We start from the raw sequence: 24,686 nt of genomic DNA, 5'->3' as shown, positions 1-24,686 counted from the left end.
GTGAAGATTAGATGCATGAGACTTCTAATCTTCATCGTCATCATTATCTACACGATAAGAAGGTCCGGGGCCATGCTCCGGGCCAGTATAGATTCCAGTGCCCTCGCTGCCATTTCGCCACTCCGTGCCATAGGAAGGGTTATGATCACTGTTATAATCGTCTTCACCACTGATAGTTATGTTGCAAAGCATATAAATGAACATAGCTGCCACAACAATTATGCTACCTATTACTACCCCACAAAGCAGAGCTGTAATCAGCAAACAGAAAATTGCTATCGGAACGGGTAATCGTCCCAAAATGTTTGGTAGCCCGTTTTTCTGGGCCCAGCTTATGCAGGCATCATTTGATAGCCTCATTGTTTTTGTTAATTTCTTATACAGACCCGCTGCCTGAGCTCCGCGCTCATATGCTGTGTGCTTCATCATCTACCCCCTGATCACTGTCACTGAGATGGCGCTGCGTAATCCGAATCACCTGACGCTCAGAGATGCCGCATATTGAAGCTGTCTCCCTGATACTCATCCTGTTTTGCAGACGCAGCTTAATGACATTCTGATGCATCTGCAGATTCGGCTGACGACCTTTGAATTTTCCGCTCTCTACTGCCTTAACTATGCCTTCGCTCTGCCGGCGACGTCTGTCCTGATAGTCTTTACGTGCAATGGCTGCAAGCATATCCAGCATCATTGCATTTATAGCGCGCAGCATGGCGGCCGTGAATTCGTCTCCGCGATGGTTCTCGAGCGCGACATAACTTGTGGGCAGATCCAGGCTGATGATCGACAGGCTTTTACTACTTATAAGCTCTTTAAGTGTTTTCCAGCCATCATCATCAAGACGGGATAAGCGATCAACCTGTTCAATCAGTATCGCATCACCCGGAGCTGCGTTCTCAAGCAGTCGCATCAGCTCAGGTCGCCTCAGTGAAGCGCCAGATACATTCTCAACGTACCAGCTGGCGATCCGGTGTCCACGTTCGGCGGCAAACTGCTGAAGACGATTTCTGGCGCGTTCAGCGTCCTGTTCTCGCGTGGAAGCACGTAGATAAGCAAAGATGTACATTTTTTACCCACAAATGACTTTTAGGTTATGACTAAGGATAGTATGACTTTTATATCATGACTTAAAGGTAAAAACGCATGATTTCAGGGGGTGACATTTGGGTATACCTAAATGTCATAAGTAAAGCCCGGAAGCTTTTAAGGTCAAGGAAATGAAAAGTATGTTAACTACCTAAAAAAGGACGATTGACATATTGAGGAGCAGTGAGGAAATGCATAAGGCTCCTAATAGGAGCCTTAGTTATTGAAGGGATATTGACTATTATCAAATACTTACTGGCTTTATGCCTTTTTTAGGCCCAACTATATCCATGTCCTTTTCCTTCTTACCAACTTTGGCAAGCTTATTGCCATCAATGGAAGTCCAGAAATCAAGCGAACGCCTTGCGCCAGCAATAGCCTTATCAGAAGTAATTTTTTTACGTTGTATAATCATATTAAACCTCTTTGGCCTATAGCCCATGTGACTAATTTTATAACAAACGAATTCATTAAACAAACAAGACTTGGGTCAAGGGTCTTAGTTGTCATCCTTCGTCAGGGTCAATGCCATTCACCTTCATTCGTATAGTTTCGAGAATGTCACGCGCATCGGCCGACATTTTATCGGCGTCATCCCATACCTGGGCAAATCCGTAGCTCCGATAACGCGGTTTTGCATCTTCAGTCGGATTTTGAATGTAAACGTCTTCAAGATCAGCGATCTCACAGAAGGTCGTCGCATAAATAAGAGCAATAATTAGCACATTGCCAGTTAGATCGGTATCTTCATCAGAAATGAAATTTTCTAACATGCAAATTGAAAATTGGTCACGCCGCGAGTCGTATTTACAAATGATAACTGCCTGCAGCTGTTCCGGCTCATCACGGTCAATGAGCTTTAGAGTGATATCCAGTATTCCGTCATCTGCATTGCCGTTATAGGTCTCCATTGCCCATCGCCAGTTCAAGGTGCTCTGTAAATGTGCATCTTGAAGTTGCTGTCTTTCTTCTTCATTCAGAATTCCAACTGAGATGTTAGTCCACCCAATTATTTCAATAGCTTCTTGTGTAGTGGCAAGGCATTGCTCATGGAATTGCTGCGTAGATAACACTCTCACTTAAGATCGCCCTTTCTCTGAGTCTAGTAAAATTTGTATCGTCGAAGTGTACTGAAGTTAATCATTTGCGAGATTCAAAACCTAACAAAACGAAACGGTGCAAAAACATATATCATTTTGATATGAAATTATCATATATTTCCTCTATGTTGGAAATGGATTTCGGCAGGAATCGTGCGATTTTGTCCACACAGCAGAGTGACAGGTATATACTGGGGCAGCGAATGTTCACTTTGCCGCCGAAATCTTCTATAAAGAAATTATGCTGAAGGGGTTATTGAGTACTTCAGAAAAATCGCCTCAAAAAATTCAGTGACCATGTCCTCTGGCGAGATTCCATTAGGTGAAGGAAAAAACTCAAACCCTCCAAATCGGAAAACTTCATAGCCTTGTAACCTCAACTTTCTATCTTCAATTACCATTGCTGCATAGAGAGATGGTGATGGGATTCCATTTTCTGAATAATGTTGTTTTCCATCAACTTCGATTACGATTCTAACGCCCCCTCCTAATAACATTAGAAAATCCATTCTCTGACGTTGAAGAATCACTGGTTCTTTCAATTTTTCCCGCTGGTTATGAGTTAAGGGATCTAAATGCAAATAGACTTGAGGTATCAAAGCGGGTAGGTTTTTACCGTATTTTTTTTGAAGTCTCTTGAAATAGGTTTTGAAAATTAGAATCTCACCCGGAGAGCGAGTCATTCTCACTGATTCAAAAAGACGATTACCAATAGATTTTCTGGCCTCGACTAGATCGAATATATGTTCCCTTGTTTGCCACCACACCACCATATCCTCCCATTTCAATCCCGCAGGGGGGAGATTTTCATCATATACAAGACACTTATCTGCATTTTTGGTGATTAAGACGTCGTTGTTTATCGCATCAAGTAGCACAAACTCTGGCTTAGCACCTGTTGAGGCAAAGATAAGATTTTTAATATTGCCCTTCACACCACCAATATTATTCTGTATTGAATAAATAGGATAGCCAGATTTTTGATCTTTAACTACGGCATAATAACCGTCATTTGAAAGAAACTTATTCAACTCTGCCGCAAGTTTTTTTTGCTCATCGCCACGACGGAGGACCGGATCTAGTAACCCCTCCAAAAAAGACAAAAATTTTCTTTGGCTACAAACAAGTATTCCACAACGAATCAGTAATGCTTCATTTGTATAATCATCGTTATTTATATAATGTTGATATATATCCTTCTGTAAATCAGAATATATAATAAAATTAGGTGTTGGTAGAGAAAGCTTTTCGCTTGAAATAATATTAAGGTAATCATAAATGTCAACCTCACCAAACAGAGGATGAAAATAATTAAGGGCTTTTACAATATCTCGGCGTGTAATATCACTAATATCACCGGGCTTATGACTATTAATCATTAGCATAGCAGCTGAAAGTTCATTGTTATCGTAATCCTCCAGAACCGAGGAGGCGACACCCATCAGCTCGGCCTTAGATAAACTGATAAGCCTTTTCTTTACGTAACTTGATTTACTACTATGCGCCTCGTCTGCATCTCCATCTTTGATGCGATCTTGGATTCCAAATCTCATGCAAACTTCTGGCACATCATAAGCCTTAACATGTAACTTTATTGTTAATGCGATCTCTTCCTGTAGTTTTTTAATTTTGTTTTGTTCGGAATTCATTATTTCTCCGGATACTATTGACTGCATTAACATCTCATAACTTTTCGAGATTCATTTACCCTAAAGCAATAGATCTCAATCCGAAATGCACAAACCCAACTGTTACAGTATGACTTTTTTAAGAAGTATGAACTCTTCAGCCTGAGTAAAGCCTGCGAATGATAGGAGCTTAGAGCCAACTTGTGCTACCCAATTATCAGTGGATTGGAGTACAACTGCATACAGTGCTTATGCCGTGCTACATTACAGTATGAGAAAAAAAAATTAAACTTGGAGACAGAAATCATGTCTGAAAAACTTTTGATTAACGGAAAGAAAACCCCTCTTAACTCTTTGAAATATAAAAGCAAAGACAATCAACTAATGGCAATGCGCAACTGGTTTTTTCAAAACTATGAGGATCCGGTGCACGCTTGCCCTTACAACTCTCGTGAAGGCGGATATGCATATATCTTTGGAGGGCCATATGATGCTGATGAAGAACTACAAGGGCAATTCGGGGGATATGTCCGAGATGATATTATTCAAGAATTAGCTGATGAACTTCTAAGCGAAGGCATTGAATGGTCGGGAAATTCCAGCAATCCTGATTGGTATGAAGATGATGTTTATAATGCAGTTATATCTTCAGATTCACCCTTTACTAAGTTTGTAGGAAACATTGAAGGCATAAAAGCATTGGCAAACGCGGAGTTTAAAGGAGAAAGCAAAGATCAATTGCTTAGCCTACTTTATATCAATGTTATAACAGTGCTTGAAACATTCTACGTTGAATTATTCATTAGCTCTATTGATAAAGATGACTCTTATATATCTGAGTATATTGAAAAAGGAAAGTCAGAATTCAAAGTGAGTAAAGAGATAGCTGCACTACCATTCAAGGGTGAATCTCTAGAAAACGTAAAAATGGAGCTACTCAAATCAATTAAGGAACATTTAGTAAGTTCAAGCTGGCATAGTTCAGATCGCGTATTGAAGAGGTTTAAAGCAACCTTTGGAATTAACTGGCGTAAAGATTGGTCAGTAGATGAGATTGAAATAGCTACATTAAAGCGTAACCATTTAGTACATAGAGGAGGAAAAGATAAAGAAGGCAACCCAGTTATAATTACATCAGATGACCTAGATGAACTACTTATTCATGCTATAACTATAGGCGGAAATCTTAATTCCAGCCTTCAAGAAGCGTTGGGGGTTGAAAGTGAAATTGAAGATACTGAATCCCTTTGGCAAGAAGATGAATTTTGAATATTTAAACTATGATTATCATAATCAATTTTTTTGAGTTACGATAAATAAACAAATAAAATCAATGACCATCAAACCTCATCAAAGGAAAGTTGAATCATGAAATTATTCATAACTGGAAATGGATTTGATTTATACCATGGGCTTAATACCAGCTATTATGCATTTGGATACTTTTTAAAGCTAAATAATAGAAAATTATACGATACTTTAGTCGAGTGTTTTCATTTCACAGATTTACCAACAGATTGTGGAGAACTTGACAAGTCAAAACACGCTTTATGGAGTGATTTTGAAAGTAATCTAGCAGAGTTTGACACTGAATCCATATTAGATTCGTTTCAAGAATATGCACCCCGAATAACAAGCCCCGATTTTAGCGATAAGGATTGGCATACTTTTTCTGTCGTAATGCAAGGATTGCTTGAAGAAATAACAGATGGTCTTTTAAATGAATTTAAATGTTTCATCTGTCAGGTAAAGTACAAAGATCTTAAGTCGGGACAGAAATTAAATTTAAGCAATAACGATATCTATATTAATTTTAACTATACCAACACTCTTGAATATTATTACTCGATAGAAAAAAACAAGATACTTTATCTTCATGGAGACGCATCCCTACATGAGGATATGCTGATCCTCGGACATGGGATTGATCCAGAGAACTTTGTTGAATCTCCTGAAAAACCCCCAGAAAATGCAACTGATGAGGAACTGATGCAGTGGGAAGAGTACATGGCAGATAAATACGATTATGCATTCGAATCTGGAAAAAACACGATAAATCAATACTTTAAACAATCTTTTAAGAACACGGCACAGGTGATATCATCATCTAAAGAGTTCTTTTCATACCTTGGTAGAGTTAAGGAAATAATTATTATTGGACACTCCTTATCAGAGGTTGACATGCCTTATTTTGTGGCCATAAATCAGCTGGTACAACCTGATACTACTTGGACCGCAACATTTTATCTTGAACATGAACGTGAGCAACACCGTTTAGCCATGCAACGTATAGATGTAAAAAACCCAAATATTATCTCTATCAATAGCCTCTAAATAATAATTAGCTTAACCCTAAAACTTCACCCTAACACAGCCACTATAAATAAAAACCAGTATCCTTGGTTTTTTTTCAAAGCTTACCCTTAACTATCAAAAATTAGGCAATGTAACCATGGCAACAAAAGAAAACGCAAAGATAATAGAAAGAGCTTTAATAGTAGACGATATTATTAAAGATGCAAGACCCTTTGATATTATATTGTTTAACAACAACCTATATAAAGGGGGTAAATTCTCGCCAACTTCTTTTTCAGTAAAATTAGGTAGTAACAGCGTTTGGAATCATGCTGCATTAATTATGGATGAGAACCCATTTTCTGAAAAAACAAACAGCACACGCGCCGAATCAGAAAAGTGTAAATGTAAGCGTGAGCATCAAGGTAAGTGTACTTACGTCTATGAATATGAAGGTCATGGTAAACCAATAACTTATAAGACCTTAGAAGAAAAGCTAAATAGCGAGGCTTATAATTCTATCACATTGATAAGATTCAGAAAATTTTATATGGATGTCATCAAAAAACCTTCTCATATGATTTTTGCAAAAGCTTATGTTAAGCATGACTTTCGTTTCAGAATGGGGCGTTCCGCTAGTGAGGTTTCATGTGTAGATAAGAAACGTAATTTGTCATACAAATATAGCTACAATACCACTAATATTTTCCACAGGACATTATTAACAACTTCCTTATTTGCTCCATTAGGAGTAATTATTGGCTGCATACTTGCAATTCATTCACCTGGTTCAAGTGCCTTTTTATTTTGGTCTTTGGTTTATTTGTTTATACACCTTATATTACTAGTTACACTGGAATATATCTATATATTAAGATACAAGAAAGTTATTAGTAGAAGAGCTATATGCTCAGGTTACCCTCCAGAAATTATTAGCTCAATAATGTTTGATGTTTATAAGGAAAGTGAAGGAAAAGAAACTTTTAATCGCAAATGGATATTAGGCACTCCGCCCTCGCCAAAAAACCTATATAAGCACGGTGCCTCAAGTAAAGACTGCATTGTATACAATTATGTGAAACCTAAATAACCGTCAGCTAAAAATTAATGTTAACTATGGAATATGGTTACATTAAACCAATCACATGCGACACCCTACTGGCTGCTAATGTAGACGAAATTCGTTTGACCCATAGGCGACTAAGCTTGCCACTGCAGAACTACCAGGGCTTTTTTCAAGCCCTAGTTACATAATTTGCCAATAATTTCGGACAACGCCGCCCAAGTCCTACTAAATTTTATGCTATAAAATTCATAGGGTTATAAGAAATATGCATTGTCAATGTATACACTTATGTATATACATTGACAGTTAGCCCCCAACCTGTACTATGCATATACCTTTGTATATACATGGAGTTCAAAATGAAAAAGCCCTACATAATTTCTTTTGCAAATAGTAAAGGTGGTGTGGCTAAGACAACGAGCTGTATTGCTGTGGGTTGCGCACTAGCTGCTGCAGGTTATAAGACCTTGCTAGTTGACTTGGATCATCAGGGTAACCTTAGTGATGACGTTGGTCGGGGTGAGGAAGATTATACAATCACCGATCTCTTTGAAGACCCCAAGTTTGATACAAACAAGCTGGTTTATAACGCTCTTGATGGTGAAAATGTTATCCAAAACTTGGATGTCATACCTGCCGATATCACCCTTGCTGTCGAGGCCCGAAGCGCCGAACGCTTCCGTCACCGTTTGAATATTCTGGACGAAGGACTAGGCAGACTTAAAACAACCTATGATTTTATACTTATCGATCTTCGACCAGCTATCGACCTGAGTATCGAAAATGCTCTTCTTATAACGGATAAAATCGTCGTACCAGTAGACATGGATCGCAGGGCTGTGAAAGGTATTGATGATCTATTCCAGGTTGTACGAGAAGTAAGACGTAACGAAGATTTTGTATATACACTTGTAAAGACAAAAGTTAACGAATCTCACTCAAAAATGAAAAAAGCTATTGATGGCTACATCAGTGATGCTGGTTACAGAGTTGCAAAAACTGAAATCCGTCAGAGTGAGCTTTTTAAGCAAGCTACAGAGGTTCATCGACCGGTGATGATGTTTGCTAAGAACGAACGTCCTTACCGTGACTATAAAGCGCTTACTCAAGAGCTTCTGCAGCAAATTGAGGAGGCTGAGAGTGGCAAGAAGTGATCGCATAGCAAAAGGTGTAACGCGTGTAACTGAGCGAAGAAATATCACGACAGGCAAACAAATGAACCTTCGGCTTACTGGCCTAGATGATGATGCCCTATCGATGCTGGTTGAAAAAGTTCAGGAGAAATTGCCTCAGAAAAACATTACTCGTTCGCGAGTTCTCCGGGCAGCTTGCTATCTTGAAGACGATAAGTTCATTGAAAAGCTTTCTCAGCTACTCATTGAAAACACTTGATTTTAGTGGCGCAATGTATATACAAATGAATATACATTGCGCCTTATCGATTTAGCTTCCTCACGTTAACTAAAGTACAGTCAATCTCATCGAGCTCTCTTATGTATATACAAATGGATATACTTAAATGCAGATTTGTGCATATGCAAATGTATATACATCAAAACTAATCAATCAAGCTTCCTCACGTTGACCAAAGTACAGGCAATCTCATCGAGCTCTTTTATGTATATACAAATGCATATGCTTGCATGAAGATTAATGCGTATGCATATGTATATATATTATAGAATTAAATACGATACAAATCCTGAAGTTAAAGCTCCTGAAACATTAAACATTTAATTAGAATGATGTAACTAAAATAAATTTGATAAGCTCTATTTTTATATAGATAGGTGTATTATTTAGCGATGGGCAACTCCTTCAGGCTTGTTGTATATCTGGGCGACAGCATTTCTCTTTTCATCTGCCATGGGTTATCAACTCCTTGCCCAGCAAACCAAACCTTCCCAAGCCCTGATTTATTGATTGTATCCAGAGCTGCCATCAAGGCATCCGCATTGGCTTTAGGCTGGTTTTCACTAAACATATCAAGCTGTGCGATTCCGGATTGGTAAAAATCACCTAACATGATGCCTGCTTTGGCATATCGATAACCATCACGCCATATGCTATCTAAGCCCCTGATAGCAAAACCCACGATGTCACGCGTATCATTGGTTGGATATTCACAGGTTAAGGATGAAGTATTAGCATACTGAGGTTCATCGCCATAGCGGCCAGTGGCTATAAAGACACTGATGTGCCTACATTTTGAACCCTGCTCTCGAATTTTTTCTGCAGCTCGGCTGGCATACGTTACAACCGCATGCTGCATGTCCTCCAGCCCAGTTATGCGCTGTCCAAATGACCTGGAGCATACGATCTGTTGTTTGGGTGGGGGAGCCTCTTCAAGAGCTATACAGGACTCTCCATTCAATTCTCGAACTGTACGCTCAAGAACGACGTTAAAATTTTTTCTTATCATAGTGGTGTTGCAATTAGCCAGATCCAGCACCTTGTTAATGCCCATGGCCTCCAGCCGTTTTCTGATACGCCCTCCAACACCCCAGACTTCATCTATGTCAACTATCGCCATCAGTTTGCGCTGACGTTCCGGGCATGAGAGATCAACCACGCCATTAGTTTTACTCCATCTCTTAGCCGCATGATTAGCCAGCTTAGCCAAGGTTTTTGTAGGCCCAAAACCAACGCCAATTACTAATCCGGTTTCTTTCTTAACACGGCTACGCATTTGAAGACCAAATTCCTCTAAAGGCATGTAACTGGCAATACCGGTGCAGTCCAAAAAGCTTTCGTCGATCGAATAAATTTCCTGACCAGGTGCCATATCCCCAAGAATCGACATCATACGATTGCTCATATCGCCGTATAAGGCATAGTTACTTGAGAAAACAATCACGCCATTTTCGCGGAAAAAACGCTCATTTTTAAAAAGTGGGGCACCCATAGGGATTCCCAACTTTTTGGCTTCAGCTGAGCGTGCTATCACGCATCCGTCGTTGTTAGACACAACGCAAATTGGCTTCCCCTTCAAGTCAGGGCGGAAGATCCTTTCGCAAGAGGCATAAAAATTATTAGCGTCAGCAAGCGCAAACATAGGAATATCTCATCAAAATACTGTTTATGTATACAGTATTTGTTCTGCGGGGGGGTTTTACAAGATGAAATTTGTAGGCGGGGGATTAGTTAGGCTTCTTCGTTGAAATTAAAGCCTGAGCCAGCCATATCAGTCAGGACGTATGCGATTACACCCCAGACTGGTACATCTTGGTTGGACGGCATTGGTGTAATTGTTTTAGGACCATCCAGTTCTTGGAGAGCTGCTATCGGAGTGAGTAGTAAGCGGCGAAGTACAAGATCATCACCAACGTTAGCAATGACGATTTGATCATGTTTAAAGGGGATTGCTCGATCTACTGCCAGCAATGACCCTTTCAGTATACCAATATCAGGGTAATCGCTTGCGCTTTTGAAGACGTATGAGGAATGTGAGGAGAGGTTTACCAGGTTAGTAAAATCAAGACGCTGTTCTGTGAAGTTAGCTGCAGGGGATTGAAACGCCATTTGTGCTCCATCTTCTACGATTTAACTTTATCACCGTTGATCGAAAATTTAGCCGCGATCGTTCTTACTTTATCCGCTTCTGGTTTTGGCAACCAAACACTGACTAATTCAAGGTTTTCTCCATCATCAGTTGTCACCTGTTGGTACAGTTCCCATATGCGTTTTACTGCATTCGCTACGTTTTGCTTTGTCCGACCTACGCGAACGGCAACATCTGTCTGCCTTTCGCCTTCAACTAAAACTGCATAGCCGATCTCAGTTGTTATGTGCGCATAAGTTGCCATAGCTGGAACTAATCGATCCCATTCCTGCTGTGTCATTTGTTTTTTCTGCGCCATATGTCACCTAAAATCATCATTTTGTAGAAGGTTAAGTGTAGCGCTTGTCATAGTCAATAGAAGTATAAAGTCACTGTACTTGTGAAGATTCGTTCGTTTTGAATCAAAACCGCGAGGCAGTGCAAAACTTGTTTTTGCGCTGCAGAGGGGTTGACCGGGTGAACGTAGTGAAGCCGGTTTCTATGCCGAGGTTAACTTATCCACTTATCCACAGCACTATTTTTAATAGCTTTTTAATTAGTATTTTATATCTTTTTAAAGCTTTTTAGAGTGGTTTAAAGTAATGATTTTATTGAGAAAAACCGCCTTGTTTCTGGGAATTAGCCCTACATATTGTGGGAATCAGCCCTACTTAATATGGGAATCAGCCCTTCTTCGTATGGGAATCAGCCCTACATGCTATGGGAATTAGCCCTACATCACACACAAATTAATAATTAGTTGACTTGTGTGTACTGAATGATATTGTGGGGGACATAAATTAACCCATAAAAGATTATTGCTATGGCTAATGTGTTGAAAAAAAAGATAAATGTTAAGCAATCTAATGAGCTGACTGAAGCTGCTTATCATTTATCTTTGAAGGCAAAACGTGTGTTGTGGCTATGTCTTATGCAAACTTACTTCACTGATGAAGAGGAGTCTGCAAATCCAATATTTACCGTTGCTGTTGCTGATTACGAAGATATCTTCAATGTAAGCCGTAATCAGGCTAGTCGTGACGTTAAAGAAGGTGTGTTCGAGCTCTCACGTTCTGCCATCATCTTCTATCCCAAGACTGGCCGCCACGATGTGATCGCACGTCCTTGGTTAACAGAAGCAGGAGGACGTTCCAGTAAAGGGTTATGGGAAATAGAGTTTAACCATAAGGTTTTGCCTTATTTGTATGTACTGGGAAGTCAGTTCACTACCTACTCACTCAGGGACTGTGGAAGCCTCAAAAACCCGCGTACTGTGCGACTTTATGAGAGCCTCTGCCAGTTCAGAAGCTCTCAGATTTGGGTCACTTCGCATGATTGGCTTTCTGAAAGATTCATGCTGCCCGAGTCTCAGAAATCTAATCTCGCAGAACTCAAACGTACATTTTTAGAACCTGCTCTAAGACAGATCAATGATAAAACCCCTTTGCGAGTCTCTTATCAAGCAGATTCTAACGGGAAGTTAATTTTTAATATCTATCCAAAACAATAAGATATTTCATTTATTTTATCAGATCCTCAGCTGTACCTTCCTCACTACGGCCCTAGATCCTTACTAGGGCTGTTTCCCATATTTTGCAACGCCGTGCCAGCTGCCATCACGTAGCGTCCGTAAGTAGGGCTGTTTCCCATAACCGTCACCGGCGGCTCAGCTGCCGTTCCGACATGCCCGGAAGTAGGGCTGTTTCCCATAACCGGCGCCGGCGGCCCAGTTGCCGTTCCGACATGCCCGGAAGTAGGGCTGTTTCCCATAACCGGCGCCGGCGGCCCAGTTGCCGTTCCGACATGCCCGTAAGTAGGGCTGTTTCCCATAACCTGCGCTGGCGGCCCAGCTGCCGTTCCGACATGCCCGGAAGTAGGGCTGTTTCCCATAACTGGCGCCGGCTGCCCAGCGGCCGTACCGGCACACCCGGAAGTAGGGCTGTTTCCCATAACTGGCGCCGGCTGCCCAGCGGCCGTACCGGCACACCCGGAAGTAGGGCGGTTTCCCATAACTGCCGCCGGCGGTTCAGCTGCCGTTGCGGCGCGCCTGGAAGTAGGGTGGTTTCCCATAACGGATGCCGTCGGCTCAGCTGCGGTTCCGGCACGCCTGGAAGTAGGGCGGTTTCCCATAACGGATGCCGTCGGCTCAGCTGCGGTTCCGGCACGCCCGGAAGTAGGGCGGTTTCCCATAACTGCACCGGCGGCTCGGCTGCCGTACCGGCATACCCGGGAGTAGGGCCGTTTCCCATAACTGAACCGGCGGCTCGGCTGCCGTACCGGCACGCCCGGAAGTAGGGCCGTTTCCCATAATTGGTGCCGTCAGCTCGGCTGCCGTACCGGCACGCCCGGAAGTAGGGCCGTTTCCCATATCATGCGTCGGCGGCCAGCTGCTGTAACGGCATGCCCGTAAGTAGGGCTGTTTCCCATATCCCCCCGACCACCGCGTTAAGCCTTGGTCTTAACGAGATAAGAAAGTAGGGCTCTTTCCCACATTAGTTAGCTTTGCACAAGCTTTGATGCCGGCTACATAACTTTTATCCCAGACTCAAAGCCTCGTTAAAGGTTAACGTTCAATTTGGGAAGCTAAAAAAGTCTAAAGATTTGAGTTAACTAACCGATTTATCATTATGGAAAGTTAAACTTTTTTCAATATCTTAAGGAAGAGCTTTAAATGGCTGAAATAAAAACTGTTTCTGATTTCCTATATGTTATTAACCATTTTGCACCTAAAGATCCTGCCCTTATTAAAAGAGCTTATTATCGTGGTCAGCGAAAATTCAAGTACAATATAAATTCTTCATTGTCTAGGTTGTTTGCCAGTAATAAATTAGCACCAAGTATTTTTCCACATTTAAGTAAGTTAACAGGAAAAGTTACAGAACATGATTTGTCAAAAGCAAAATTTGCAAAAGAGCTTTTTGATAGATTTAAAGAAGGGTACGTAAATTATCCTGATGTAAATATTTTAAAAGGATATTCTTTAAATGACATGGATTTGCAGTTTAATGCGCAACATTATGGATTGGCAACCAGAGTAATTGATTGGACATTAAGCCCTCTTGTTGCATTGTATTTTGCTACCGAAGATAAAAATGATTCGTTAGATTCAGATGCGGCAGTTTTTATGCTTTGGAATGCAAGTCAAAAATTAGATGTGTGCTCGAGCGGGAATTTACTAGAAAGAATAAAAACCACATCTGAGGCTTATCTAAAAACTTATAGACTTATTTATGACTTTATAAACAATCATTATAATGATTTTTTAGTACACCATGGATCTGAAAAAAACATTGAGATTATAAAAGAATTGAAGTGGAGTGTTCGCAACTTAATATCATCAATCTCAATCGGCAAACATTTAGAGCTAAACGATCATAGCTCATTATTAGGTTTGTCTATGGCCAGTTTTCAGGACAATAAAATATTTATTAATCGATGCCTTCTTTTTATGCAGGGTATAGATTTTAATTATCGAGCTAACTTAAGTTCTGTTGAATTTTACAATTCCTTTAATACCATTGTAACTCCTGCATCCTTAAACCAAAGGTTAAAGAATCAGCAGGGAGTGTTAATGTTTAGCAATCTATTAGAAGGCGATGTTTATCCTGCAAATGACGCGCAAAAGATGTGTGTTGTAAATGAGATTGATAGAATTGAAGATGATATTATTAATCAAGTTAATTCTGAGGGTTTTTTGAAAATACGTATTCCCACATTAAGTATTTCAACTATTCGTCAAGAGCTTGCGACTTATGGATTTACTAAAGAATTCATTTATCCAGAGCTAACTTCCTACACTGAGCAATTGCAAAAAAGAATGCTATCCAACCTCAGTCTTGACAACTAAAAGGGATTGCAGGCTTTGACTTTTAACTAAGCCTGCTTCAATATTGCACTGTACGACAACCGCGCAAGCGGTCACCAATGGTCCGGTAGCTTGAGAGGATCGCCTTCGGGTAGCTACAAAAAACACTCCCGCAGCCTGAAAGGGAGAACGCAAAAGCGTGGTAAATCTGCTCACCTTTGGAAGCGGATATCGTCTTTAACAGCGCATCTATGTCGCAGACGATGAAGGTTTATATACACATCTCAGCCACGGCTTTTACATACGCCAGGCATCTCACGAACGGCATAGCTTATGCTGCTTCGCACACTTCCGTTATGAAGCTTTTCAGGTGTACGGCCTGAGCTGCATCCGACTTTTGCTATGACGCATAAGCCCATTTGGAACATTTGGGCGCTTGCGGAAGACGCATTAGGAGCATGAAGCTGCGCGGCGTCACTTTGGTTCGAGTGAAACGAGAACAAAGTGACGCGCGCAGCGCATAACGTCCAAACCCACGTACAGTGCGGTTTTCAACGGGCCGGTACAATCTGACGTGCACGTAGTACGTGTTTTCAGAACAACTCTGGCTATTTATCAACCACAACGCGGCACTGACGAACGAAACGTCAGGGGCGTTTAACTAGAAGGAGAATGATCGACTCGGTATCGATGGCGACATCAGGAAACTGATGTACGGAGGCAGACTGACTCACGTCAGCACGGCGCAAGCCGCAAACAGGTCAGAGACCTGGGGAAGCCTCGCAAGAACTCAACATTTCGCCGCCCCGATGCACAGATACCAGTTGAGCCGCAGGAAGCGCAAAGGCAACCACGCCGTCGGGGAAGAGATGTAAGCGCACAGAGTTACAGAACGGTCAGCACAGGCGTGCTGAATGTTCTGGATTCTGGCAGAGGTGGATATGTCCAATAAATTAAGTAAACAACTCGTGACGCTGGCACGCCAGGGCGGAGGAAGTTTTAAAACTGTTTCAGATCGTTCTAAGATTGCCAGCCGCTTTTCGGAGCGACTGGCAACCCTTAATATTCAGATTCGGGACGTAAGTCATGTTAAAACAAAGCATATCGAGAATTATATAAGAAGCCGACAGGAAGAGAATATATCTTCCCGAACGCTACAGAATGAAATGGCTGCTATTCGGTCTGTGCTTTCACAGGGAGGCAGAAATATCCTTGCTAATCCCTCGCATGAAAAGTTAAGCAACGAGGCTCTGAATATTTCAGGGGCGAGCAGGGAAGGGAAGAAAATTGCAATTACTGATGAAAGACTGGCCGAAATCGTGGCTGCTGTCTCGCTCAAAGATGAAGGAGTGGCGATCGGTATTCAGCTTGCAAGATATATAGGTCTTCGTGCAGAAGAAGTTGTCCAGGCAGCAAAATCCCTGAAAACCTGGAAGCAAACTTTAGCTACCGGTGAAAATAAAATAAGCGTTGTTTTTGGATCAAAAGGTGGACGGGCACGGGACGTCACAATATTTGAGCGTGAGAAAGTCATGCTCTTATTGAATCAAGCCATTTCTTATGCAAATGAAAATAATGGAAAGCTGATTAATAAACCTACTCTTCATCAGTCGCTTGACCGTTTTCATAATGTTCTAAGAGAAAATGGTATGACTGGCGTTAATGCCCCGCACAGCCTGCGATATGCTTATGCTCGCGACGCTGTTAATTTTCATGTTGAAAATGGAATGAGTCGTAAGGAGGCTGAGGCGCTTGTTTCAATGGATCTCGGGCATGGCGACGGGCGGGGTGCATATGTTGCCCGCGTATATAATCGAATGATCAATGATGAATAATATTTTCTTGAACAATAAGTACAATAAACGTTATTATTAAACTGTTTCGCACGTTGTCTTCGGACAACCACCAATGGTCTCGTAGCTTGAGATGACCGCCTTCGGGTAGCTACAAACGAACACTTCCAAAGCCTGCAAGGAAGTACACGTAAAGTGTGGTACATCTGCTCACCTCTGGAAGCAGATATCGTCAGTTTTCGCTCCTACTGCGTGACGATCGAGGTTTCTTAACTATCCGGCTTCGGCCTTTGTCCTTCGGGGAAACATTCCCGATCGGGCTAATGTTTCTCCATTTATCGTGAGAAACTTTACCTATGATGAATCTATCAACAACTCTGTCCGATATGCTGAGATTGGCTGAATTCGAGAGCGAATTGCTCACTGCATTAGCTTATAAAAAACTCGGCATAGATGATCCTAATCATGAAGTGCATATCGATAGTGAAATCGCTATTTTCACCTTCGAGTACGGAATTGATATAGGACATTTTCTCGCCCCGGCCTGTGCAGATTTGGTGTGCTCAATACAAACTCTCGCACGGGAAATAAATGGGGTACATGTAGTTTCTTAACTATCCGGCTTCGGCCTTACGTCCTTCGGGGAAACATTCCCGAGCGGGCGCATGTTTCTCCCGTTTTCAGGAGAAATCATGTCACTTATCCGTTCGTTTCTTACTGAGCTCAGCAAACCGTTTGATTTGGCCCGTTCTGCCACAACTCGCGTTGTTTCAGACTGTCCCCGACTCAAAGCTGTTATCAGAAGAACGCCCTGGCTTGCCTCACCCTCCGGTCTGCATGAATACCGCTCCCACGTCTGGTTTGACGATCGTCGCTACCACGCCATTGTTATGGCCCGTAAGGTGATCGACGGACAGCCGTCGGAAGCATTTGTGCACAGCCGTCACGGTGAGTTTCATACGTTCAGAGCGGCCCGTAAAACGGCGCAAATGGCAACGTCAGCACTGGCTACACTTGCTGTGTTAACACGTCAGAACTGATTACCTTCTTAACCATCCATCCGCTCAGCGGATCCCCTCGGGAAACATCTTTCCCGACAGGGCAGGTGTTTCCCGTTTTTACAGGAGAAACACCATGATTACCCTTTTATTACCAACCTCCCTTTCCATAAAAGGCATCTTTTCAGCAGCCTTCGCTGCAGCGTTATCCCTGCGGGATCACGTTGCGGCCGGCAAAAGAAAAGAAGAGTGGATAACGAACCGGACTGGATCACTCAGCTTCAAGGTTCAGGTTCATCAGTTACCTTCAGGAAAATGGACGGCCGGCATACTTACTCGTTCCGGCACGTTTTACGGTAATCACCGGTTTGGTTCTTTGAAAAAGCCGGATGAGGTATTCCGCTCTTACCGTCAGGCTCGCCGTTTTGCACTGAAGCTGGCGAATCAGATGGCAAACCTGCGTTATGCATATCAGTAAAGGGACGTGGAATATGACTATTTCAACAAACCTGGCAGATATGCTGCAGTTAGCTAAATACGAGTGCGACATGCTTACGGCATTAGCCTATCAGCGATTTGGTCTGGACGACCTTGACGAGCAGGTGCACCTATACGGTGAGCTGCCGTTCACGATAGCCGTTCAGATCAACGTCATATACAACCTTGAGTTCGGTATGGTTCAGGATCGTTTTCTCAGTTCTGGCTGTGCTGACTTGGTTAACTCCATCCGTGCCATGAGCATCAGGCTTGACCGCTCTTTGCATGAACGGATTTCCTTAAATGGACACTCTGAAGGCCTGGGCGATCTGGAAATTAGCCGATTAGAATCTTTCTAATCTGACTTAACCCTGTGGGGATTTATTCCCCATCAGGGGGATAAATCCCCTTTTTTTGAGGATTTATCATGACACCAATCTCCGTACCGCCCCAACACGTTACCTATACGCTGAAGCAGAGCGGATGGATATCCCCGAGCCAGTGGCACAGTTTTACCCTGGCAGTCACTGAAGCATTCTGGCTGTTACCGGTACATCTCCGCCCGTGCTCGCCAACTGACGGTACACGTCTGGAACGTGCATCTATGATGTTTACTCACCCCGATGCTTTTGAATTCGGTGGAAAAGACGAAGGGAATTACATATCCAAAAGCGTGATGTTTACCCGGGATATGAGCCCTGATTTGCGTATTGAAACGGAAGGTCAGCCCATCGACTTTTTCACGCGGATTGCGCTGCTAATGCTGTATCACCATTGCTCTGGCTGCTTTGAGATAACGTCATCAGCCGGCGGCGTCAGCTGGGCGCTTCCTGTTCGCTGGGCAATACGACACCAACTGATTGATGGCAGTGATGCTCCTCAGTCTTTCAGTATGGAAGGTTTCATTACCGGCGCAGCTGATGAACTGCTTATCAGAAGCGTTTCCGGAGGTGAACGTCCGTTTACGACGGCTGACTGGGGACTGGTTTCAGAACTTGAGTTCACACTCGAAGAACAGAAAACACGCAAACGCTGATCCGGCAATCGATTTAACTTAACCCAACAGGGATTTACCTCCCTGTGGGCGGTAAATCCCCGTTTTTAATGGAGATTCACCATGACACATACACCAACCGAGCATCTGGTCCTTCCAGGCGTCTACCAGTTTGAGCAGGGAGCGTCCATAAATGATGAACAGTGGTGCAGATTTACCGACGCAGTTAAAGAAGCATTCTGGCTTCTTCCCGCTCAGCTCCGGCCTTATAAGCAGCTGGGTTTTGACATGAACCGCGCGTCAGAACTTTTTGACGAAGAGGGTTCAGTCACGTTCAACCATAAGGACGGTGAAGGCTACTGCCTCAATCCGTTCTATCTCAGGCAGACGCTTTCGGATAATTTTCGGCCGTACCGCAAAGTGGAGAGCCAGCGATGCAAACAGGATTTATTCGTGCGCATCGTGCTGGTTCTTCTGCATAACCTATGCCCGGACAGCTATCACATAACCAGTTCCTGTCCACAAAACTGGCTTTTCGCGCAGCGATGGCTGGCATGGAATATGGATATGTTCACCAAAGCACCTGAAAAAATACCGGCATCGTTTGTTATACCTAGCGCAATTGAACACCTGCTGCTGGTAAAAACCTCCGGTCCCGGCAAGCAGGTCACCACTGAAGAGTGGGAAGCTATATCAGGCATTGAGTTCTGGCTTGCTCAGCAGCACAACGACTGACCTATACCTATCCTTCCGGGGTTTGCTCTCCGTAAGGAGACAGATCCCGCTATTACAGCAGGTGATCCAATGTTTACTTTCAACAGTGACGCGCTCGCGCAGCTGTTTCATGAAACCTACCATCAGGCTATGTCAGTCAGGCTTGTTATCTGTTCGCAGGAAGGTTTGTTCCTGGAATTCAGGAACGGATTACCCGGTCAGATTTTCTACCGCAAAGAGCGCATTTATGCCCTTGAATACAGCGGAGGGAGTGCCGACCCGGGCGTGCAGGTCGAACTGAATTTTGGTCAGATCTCTGAGACGTACGCTCTCACTGTAGATGACCCTACCTTTTTCAGTCCCATAACGCCTGCAGACAAGGTGGTTGTTCTGTCTGTCCGTTCAACCTATCAGCTGAAGCGTAAAACCATCAGCTGGCTCAGTCAGCATAAACTCGGGCTGTTCCGTGAACGGATGGACCTGATGAGGACTGCGGATTTTTGTGACTGCAGCTGCGACGAAGAGCGGGCCCGGTGGTTCGGTTCGGCAGCTTCAATGCTTGAAGAAGCAATGTTTACTGACAGTAAGCGGCATGACCGCCACGATTTTTATCATTCCAGGCGGCAACTCCGGTCGCGACTAAACAGCATAACCGCCGACGGAAAGATCATTTCTCCGGTGCGTTAAAAACTTACCCTGACGGGCGTATTTCTCGCCCATCAGGGGAGGGATACGCCCTTTTTTTACTGAAGGAGTATCCCGTGAAGAAACCAGTCAAAGCGCGTCGCGCAAAGAAAACAGAAACCGTCGATCTTTATCAGAAGGTAACGGATCGCATCGTGCAGGCACTTGAGAAAGGCGTCGCGCCATGGAAAAAGCCGTGGCGCACGACACAGAAGTACGCCGCAGCAGGCCCGCTGCCGGTCAATGCATCGACGGGGCGCGCCTACAGCGGTGTTAACGTTCTGCTTCTCTGGCTTGAGGCCGAAGAGAAGGGGTACAAAACGGATCGCTGGGTGACGTACAAACAGGCTCAGGACATGGGCGGCCAGGTTCGCAAGGGTGAAACCTGCGCGCAGGCCGTTATCTTCAAGCCTTTTGAAAAACAGGCTGAAGACCTCAGTGGAAACCTGCGTTTCGACGCCGAAGGTAATCCGCTGATGGAGTCGCGGGTGATGATAAAGCCCAACTTCCTGTTTAACGTCGATCAGTGTGACGGGTTACCCGAATCTGCTGTTGATATACCGCATGCCTCTCCTGATGAAGATGAGCAGGGCGCGCTTCACTGGCCGACCGAACAGCGAATAATGGAACTGATCGATGCCGCAGGCGTGGCTATCAGCATTCGTTTACAGGATCGCGCCTACTACAGCCCTGGCACCGACAGAATTGTGATGCCGGAGGCGAAGCAATTTTTTACCGAGGCCGATTACTGGTCCACGCTGCTGCATGAGATGGTGCATGCATCAGGCCATGAGAAACGACTCAACCGCGAAGGCATAACCAAATCATCCAGAAAGTTTGGCGATCCGGTTTATGCATTTGAGGAGCTGATAGCTGAAATGGGCAGCGCGTTTCTCTGCGCCCAGCTTGGCGTTTATGGTGAGGTCCAACATGAAAGCTATATCGACTCCTGGCTGAAGGCGCTTAAAGAGGACAAAAAAGCCCTTTTTCGTGCCTGCCGGCTCGCGAGAGAAGCGTCAGATTTTTTACTGCAGTCAACTGAAAAAGCGGCCCAGGCTGCTTAATTAACCAAACCGGTAGCGCTCACTTCGCGCGCTGCCATCCCGTGAGGGCATTATTCCTCACGGGATGATGCCCTCTTTTTTTACCTGAGAGGAAATCAACCATGTCTGACTGGTGCAGAAATCATTTTGAAATTACCGGTAAATCTCCGCTTCTGGCCGTTGCGGAGGAATGGATAAAAGGCGAAACAGAGCCTCTTTACCGTCATGCCGTTATGCAGAGCATAAAAATTTTCCTTGCTGGCTATAGCGGCCTGCTCCGCCCCGTTAAAACGGCATCTTTTTCACCCTTCCCGGAGCTTATAAAACTTGGGGTCGGGCAGAATACGCTGGCTAATCAGGCATATGAACAGTGGCTGGAGTATCTGAAAAAAGACGTCCCCCTGGACGGTCATCATATCCGGTTGATAAATCGTGTTTATCATCAGTCGGGTATTGGCGCCATAAAGTGGGAAAGCATTCCAGAGTTGTCGCGCAGACATATTGGCAGGCTTATGGAAGATCGGTATGCCGACTGGTTTGGTGTAGCGTCCCTTTCGCGAGACATTGACTTTGCGTTGTGCTGGGAAAAACTTGGGCAGTTTCCCGAACGATCCCAGCCCTGCGATCTGCTGCAGATTATTCCCAGCCGGCTTGCGGCTGAGATAAACGGAAGCGGTGGATTGTTGGCCGGTATGTCTACTGCAACCAGTCTTTACTGTCGGCTGTACGGAATGGAATGGCCCGCCGGCCATAACGTCCGCTTTCAGCGTGAAGGGATAAACAGCATAAAGCTGTCCTTCGACTCACCCTGGTTTCCGCCGTCTGGTGAATCAGTGGCCGCACTATCGGCAATGTTCGATTGCGAGGTTCGTCACTGGTACAGCGAGCCCGCCCATGAACTTGAAGGTTTCGATTGCTACGATCGGGGGCAACACGTCAGCAGTGGCGAAGTCACCATTGACGAACTGGCCGCGGAAGTAGAGACAGTCGTTCCAGATAATGTGGATGAACCTGAATCCGTGGACAGCGCGCAGTCATCGTTAGCCGCTTCATATCAGGAGGTCAGGGTATGAAATTTGAATCAGGCGCACCGCAGGTTGATGGTTTTGAAGTGAATGACTGGTAAATAAACCCACGGGTCGTTAATCGCGGCCCTAATACCCTGAGGGGAACACTCCTCTCAGGGCGTGTTCCCCTTTTTTTTGGAGAACACGAATGACGATTGAATACAAAAAAGCGTTTCTGAAGCTGTTTCAGGTTACAGCGACCTACCATAAGCGCCACAAGGTATTTGAAGACTTTGTCAGCTGCTCCGCTATTGCCCTGCACAATGGCGTTAGGTTTGATCAGGAGCTGGAAAACCGCTACCTCAGCATAATCGCTGGCTATGAAAAGGAGGATGTCAGCAACATGGCTAAGCTGATGGGGCTTGTCGTTATGGCGCTTGAAGCAGAACGTTGTGATTTTCTGGGTAGCGTCTTCATGGAGCTGAATATGGGAGAAAAATACCGGGGCCAGTTTTTTACGCCCTGGGATATTGCCCGTATGATGGCTTCACTGCAGCTTCACGGTATAAGCGAATGCTTTCCTGATCGGGACTTCATCATTCTACAGGAACCGGCGAGCGGTGCCGGATGCATGGTGATTGCTTTTGCCGAAGAGTTTGCTCAGCGTGGATATTCTCCACATGAACAGTTATGGGTATCAGTAACTGACGTTGATCAGCTGGCCGCTGATATGTCTTACGTCCAGCTTTCTTTGTGTGGCATACCCGCTGAAGTCATTACCGGTAATGCTCTGACACTTGAACGCAGGCGTACAATTTATACGCCCGCTCATTACACAGGCAGATGGTCAGTTCGCCTCAACGAATATGATCAGAACGCAGCCTGAACCATAACGCCTCCTCGGAGGCGTTTTTATTGTCTGGTATCTGGAAAAAAGCTGAAGAAGAAAATATTCAATTTCAACATTCAGTTTATGGTCGTTTATCCCCCTCAAAACCGGCAGCCTTGTGACACCCAATTGTCAGAGGTTGCCGAGCTATGTCTTTTAATCAGACTCCCGAACAGGAAAGAATCATTACGTGGACGGGAAACAAGCTTGTTGTGGGCGCTTTTGCCGGAACCGGAAAAACATCAACGCTTGAAGCGTTCGCAAGGGCGAACCCAGAGCGGCGAATGCTGTATCTGGCATATAATCGTGCCATCCGGGATGAGGCTGAACGCCGTTTTCCTTTCAATGTTGAATGCAAAACGTCGCATCAACTTGCCTGGTCCCAGTTCGGTCGTTTCTTTCAGCATCGACTTACAACGTCTCTTCGCATAACCGACGTTGCAAAGCTGTTGAACTCACGATACTGGCCTCTTGCAAAAGCATGCCTCACTTCGCTAAATAACTTCCTCTACAGTGCTGATTTAGCTCCGAGTCTTGCTCATTTGCCTGATGAAAACGATCGTAGCGGCCTTGATGCTGGCAAAATTTTGGGTGCCGTACAGGTTTTATGGCGAGAAATGAGCTGCTCTGATTCCCGCTTTCCCGTCACACACGATACCTATCTGAAACTATTCCAGCTTTCAACTCCAGATCTTAGTTTGAAATGGGATCTCATCCTTTTTGATGAGGCTCAGGATGCAAATCCTGTGACCAGTCATTTTGTACTTAATCAGAGATGTAGCGTCATTCTGGTCGGTGACCAGTATCAACAGATTTACCGTTTCAGGGGGGCTGAAAATGCTCTTAATGCAACTGAGCTGGCAGACGCAGATCGGCTCTGGCTAACAAACAGCTTTAGGTTCGGACCGGCTGTAGCAGAAGTGGCAAATGCATTATTGAGAGAGGCAGGAGAAAAACGGAAAGTCACTGGCTGCGGTGGTGAAGACAGTATTGCTGATACGCTTCCGGCAAATGCAGAGCATCACTGTGTGATAAGCAGAACGATAGCCGCCGTTATTGGGGCAGCGCTTACGGCAAGTCTTGCAGGAAAAAGGGTCTTATGGATAGGCGGTATCGAAGGATATCGGGTCGAGGATCTGGAGGATTTATATTGGTTCTCAGTTGATATGCCTGAGCGAATGCAAAAGCCGCTGCTTACCAAAGATTACAGGGATTTTGAGGAGTACAAAGCGATAGCCAAAGCTACAAAAGATGCAGATATGGGGCAGGCTATAAAGCTGCTGGAAATGTACTTTCCACTTCCGCAGAAACTCGTGATTTTGAAGCGACAGATAGCACATAACGAAAGCGACGCGGATTTAACAGTAGTCACGGCTCATCGCAGTAAGGGCCTTGAATGGGATACGGTCGTTCTTAACGACGATTTTAATGACATCAATAATCCGCTGATAAGCGCAGAAGACAGAAGAGATGAGCTGAACTTGCTCTACGTTGCAGCGACACGAGCCAGAAAAATGCTGATCCTCAATGAAATAGTCAGGAAAGTCGTCAAACAAACGCCATAAA

At 44.2% G+C, this 24,686-nt stretch carries 27 protein-coding genes; 19 read left to right on the top strand and 8 right to left on the bottom strand.

What is annotated here, in order from left to right; all coding sequences use genetic code 11:
• Window positions 1–24 precede the first annotated feature (24 nt).
• From AC0T7J_RS20770 to AC0T7J_RS20750, 5 genes are all read right to left on the bottom strand, one after another.
• Window positions 25–429, bottom strand: a complete 405-nt coding sequence (locus AC0T7J_RS20770; RefSeq protein ID WP_258996264.1) for a hypothetical protein — start codon at window positions 427–429, stop codon at window positions 25–27.
• Window positions 407–1,066 carry a recombinase family protein gene (locus tag AC0T7J_RS20765; RefSeq protein WP_258996265.1) on the bottom strand — a complete coding sequence of 220 codons (660 nt, stop codon included), beginning with the start codon at window positions 1,064–1,066 and terminating at the stop codon, window positions 407–409. Before AC0T7J_RS20765 ends, AC0T7J_RS20770 begins: the two co-directional genes overlap by 23 nt.
• A 264-nt stretch (window positions 1,067–1,330) precedes the next feature.
• Window positions 1,331–1,501 carry a hypothetical protein gene (locus AC0T7J_RS20760; protein WP_473796608.1) on the bottom strand — a complete coding sequence of 57 codons (171 nt, stop codon included), beginning with the start codon at window positions 1,499–1,501 and terminating at the stop codon, window positions 1,331–1,333.
• 91 nt (window positions 1,502–1,592) lie between these two features.
• On the bottom strand, window positions 1,593–2,165 hold the full coding sequence (locus AC0T7J_RS20755; protein ID WP_473796605.1) for a hypothetical protein: 573 nt from the start codon (window positions 2,163–2,165) through the stop codon (window positions 1,593–1,595).
• Between the two features lie 260 nt (window positions 2,166–2,425).
• On the bottom strand, window positions 2,426–3,835 hold the full coding sequence (locus AC0T7J_RS20750; RefSeq protein WP_473796602.1) for an AbiJ-related protein: 1,410 nt from the start codon (window positions 3,833–3,835) through the stop codon (window positions 2,426–2,428).
• Window positions 3,836–4,120: 285 nt separating this feature from the next.
• On the opposite strand from AC0T7J_RS20750, the gene AC0T7J_RS20745 reads away from it, so the two are divergent.
• From AC0T7J_RS20745 to AC0T7J_RS20725, 5 genes are all read left to right on the top strand, one after another.
• Window positions 4,121–5,083, top strand: a complete 963-nt coding sequence (locus AC0T7J_RS20745; protein ID WP_473796599.1) for a hypothetical protein — start codon at window positions 4,121–4,123, stop codon at window positions 5,081–5,083.
• Window positions 5,084–5,182: 99 nt separating this feature from the next.
• Window positions 5,183–6,148 carry a bacteriophage abortive infection AbiH family protein gene (locus tag AC0T7J_RS20740; RefSeq protein ID WP_473796596.1) on the top strand — a complete coding sequence of 322 codons (966 nt, stop codon included), beginning with the start codon at window positions 5,183–5,185 and terminating at the stop codon, window positions 6,146–6,148.
• 118 nt (window positions 6,149–6,266) lie between these two features.
• Entirely contained in the window at window positions 6,267–7,199 is a 933-nt protein-coding gene (locus AC0T7J_RS20735; protein ID WP_473796594.1) for a hypothetical protein, read from the top strand.
• 335 nt (window positions 7,200–7,534) lie between these two features.
• Window positions 7,535–8,329, top strand: coding sequence for a ParA family protein (locus tag AC0T7J_RS20730; protein WP_473796591.1), 795 nt, complete (start codon window positions 7,535–7,537; stop codon window positions 8,327–8,329).
• Entirely contained in the window at window positions 8,316–8,567 is a 252-nt protein-coding gene (locus tag AC0T7J_RS20725; RefSeq protein WP_187508889.1) for a hypothetical protein, read from the top strand. Before AC0T7J_RS20730 ends, AC0T7J_RS20725 begins: the two co-directional genes overlap by 14 nt.
• 403 nt (window positions 8,568–8,970) lie before the next feature.
• Here AC0T7J_RS20725 and umuC read toward each other — a convergent pair whose 3' ends face one another.
• From umuC to AC0T7J_RS20710, 3 genes are all read right to left on the bottom strand, one after another.
• Window positions 8,971–10,230 (bottom strand): translesion error-prone DNA polymerase V subunit UmuC, encoded by a 1,260-nt coding sequence (gene umuC / locus AC0T7J_RS20720; protein WP_473796588.1) that lies wholly within the window; start codon window positions 10,228–10,230, stop codon window positions 8,971–8,973.
• 89 nt (window positions 10,231–10,319) lie between these two features.
• Window positions 10,320–10,697, bottom strand: a complete 378-nt coding sequence (locus AC0T7J_RS20715; protein WP_133846937.1) for a S24/S26 family peptidase — start codon at window positions 10,695–10,697, stop codon at window positions 10,320–10,322.
• Window positions 10,698–10,711: 14 nt separating this feature from the next.
• On the bottom strand, window positions 10,712–11,035 hold the full coding sequence (locus tag AC0T7J_RS20710; RefSeq protein WP_140034305.1) for a TrfB-related DNA-binding protein: 324 nt from the start codon (window positions 11,033–11,035) through the stop codon (window positions 10,712–10,714).
• Between the two features lie 504 nt (window positions 11,036–11,539).
• On the opposite strand from AC0T7J_RS20710, the gene AC0T7J_RS20705 reads away from it, so the two are divergent.
• The 14 genes from AC0T7J_RS20705 to AC0T7J_RS20640 all read left to right on the top strand — a co-directional run bounded on the left by AC0T7J_RS20705 (window position 11,540) and on the right by AC0T7J_RS20640 (window position 24,685).
• Window positions 11,540–12,226 carry a replication initiation protein gene (locus AC0T7J_RS20705; RefSeq protein WP_064691066.1) on the top strand — a complete coding sequence of 229 codons (687 nt, stop codon included), beginning with the start codon at window positions 11,540–11,542 and terminating at the stop codon, window positions 12,224–12,226.
• A gap of 1,161 nt (window positions 12,227–13,387) precedes the next feature.
• A complete protein-coding gene (locus tag AC0T7J_RS20700) occupies window positions 13,388–14,563 on the top strand; it encodes an FRG domain-containing protein (RefSeq protein ID WP_473796583.1) in 1,176 nt (391 codons plus the stop codon).
• A gap of 899 nt (window positions 14,564–15,462) precedes the next feature.
• Entirely contained in the window at window positions 15,463–16,356 is an 894-nt protein-coding gene (locus AC0T7J_RS20695) for an integrase domain-containing protein (protein ID WP_313537704.1), read from the top strand.
• Window positions 16,357–16,670: 314 nt separating this feature from the next.
• On the top strand, window positions 16,671–16,928 hold the full coding sequence (locus AC0T7J_RS20690; RefSeq protein ID WP_115388352.1) for a hypothetical protein: 258 nt from the start codon (window positions 16,671–16,673) through the stop codon (window positions 16,926–16,928).
• A gap of 78 nt (window positions 16,929–17,006) precedes the next feature.
• A complete protein-coding gene (locus AC0T7J_RS20685) occupies window positions 17,007–17,354 on the top strand; it encodes a hypothetical protein (RefSeq protein WP_115388353.1) in 348 nt (115 codons plus the stop codon).
• A gap of 94 nt (window positions 17,355–17,448) precedes the next feature.
• Window positions 17,449–17,790 (top strand): hypothetical protein, encoded by a 342-nt coding sequence (locus tag AC0T7J_RS20680; protein ID WP_115388354.1) that lies wholly within the window; start codon window positions 17,449–17,451, stop codon window positions 17,788–17,790.
• 13 nt (window positions 17,791–17,803) lie between these two features.
• Entirely contained in the window at window positions 17,804–18,148 is a 345-nt protein-coding gene (locus AC0T7J_RS20675; RefSeq protein ID WP_473796579.1) for a hypothetical protein, read from the top strand.
• Window positions 18,149–18,393: 245 nt separating this feature from the next.
• Window positions 18,394–18,825 carry a hypothetical protein gene (locus tag AC0T7J_RS20670; protein ID WP_279857021.1) on the top strand — a complete coding sequence of 144 codons (432 nt, stop codon included), beginning with the start codon at window positions 18,394–18,396 and terminating at the stop codon, window positions 18,823–18,825.
• A gap of 81 nt (window positions 18,826–18,906) precedes the next feature.
• Window positions 18,907–19,518: a hypothetical protein gene (locus AC0T7J_RS20665; protein WP_473796577.1), complete on the top strand. Its 612-nt coding sequence runs from the start codon at window positions 18,907–18,909 to the stop codon at window positions 19,516–19,518.
• 69 nt (window positions 19,519–19,587) lie between these two features.
• Window positions 19,588–20,184 (top strand): hypothetical protein, encoded by a 597-nt coding sequence (locus AC0T7J_RS20660; protein ID WP_473796574.1) that lies wholly within the window; start codon window positions 19,588–19,590, stop codon window positions 20,182–20,184.
• A gap of 74 nt (window positions 20,185–20,258) precedes the next feature.
• Complete coding sequence (locus AC0T7J_RS20655) at window positions 20,259–21,245, top strand: ArdC family protein (protein WP_473796571.1); 987 nt, start codon at window positions 20,259–20,261, stop codon at window positions 21,243–21,245.
• 101 nt (window positions 21,246–21,346) lie between these two features.
• A complete protein-coding gene (locus tag AC0T7J_RS20650) occupies window positions 21,347–22,297 on the top strand; it encodes a DUF1281 domain-containing protein (RefSeq protein WP_115388360.1) in 951 nt (316 codons plus the stop codon).
• Window positions 22,298–22,439: 142 nt separating this feature from the next.
• A complete protein-coding gene (locus AC0T7J_RS20645) occupies window positions 22,440–23,117 on the top strand; it encodes a DNA methyltransferase family protein (RefSeq protein WP_115388361.1) in 678 nt (225 codons plus the stop codon).
• A 152-nt stretch (window positions 23,118–23,269) separates the two neighbouring features.
• The gene (locus tag AC0T7J_RS20640) at window positions 23,270–24,685 is read left to right on the top strand and encodes a UvrD-helicase domain-containing protein (protein ID WP_279857023.1); all 1,416 of its coding nucleotides are present in this window, start codon (window positions 23,270–23,272) and stop codon (window positions 24,683–24,685) included.
• The last annotated feature ends 1 nt before the right edge of the window (window position 24,686 follow it).

The organism is Pantoea sp. E956-1, assembly GCF_982223955.1.
The sequence above is the reverse complement of the archived record's forward strand: the minus strand, read 5'-3'. Positions and strand labels throughout refer to the sequence as shown.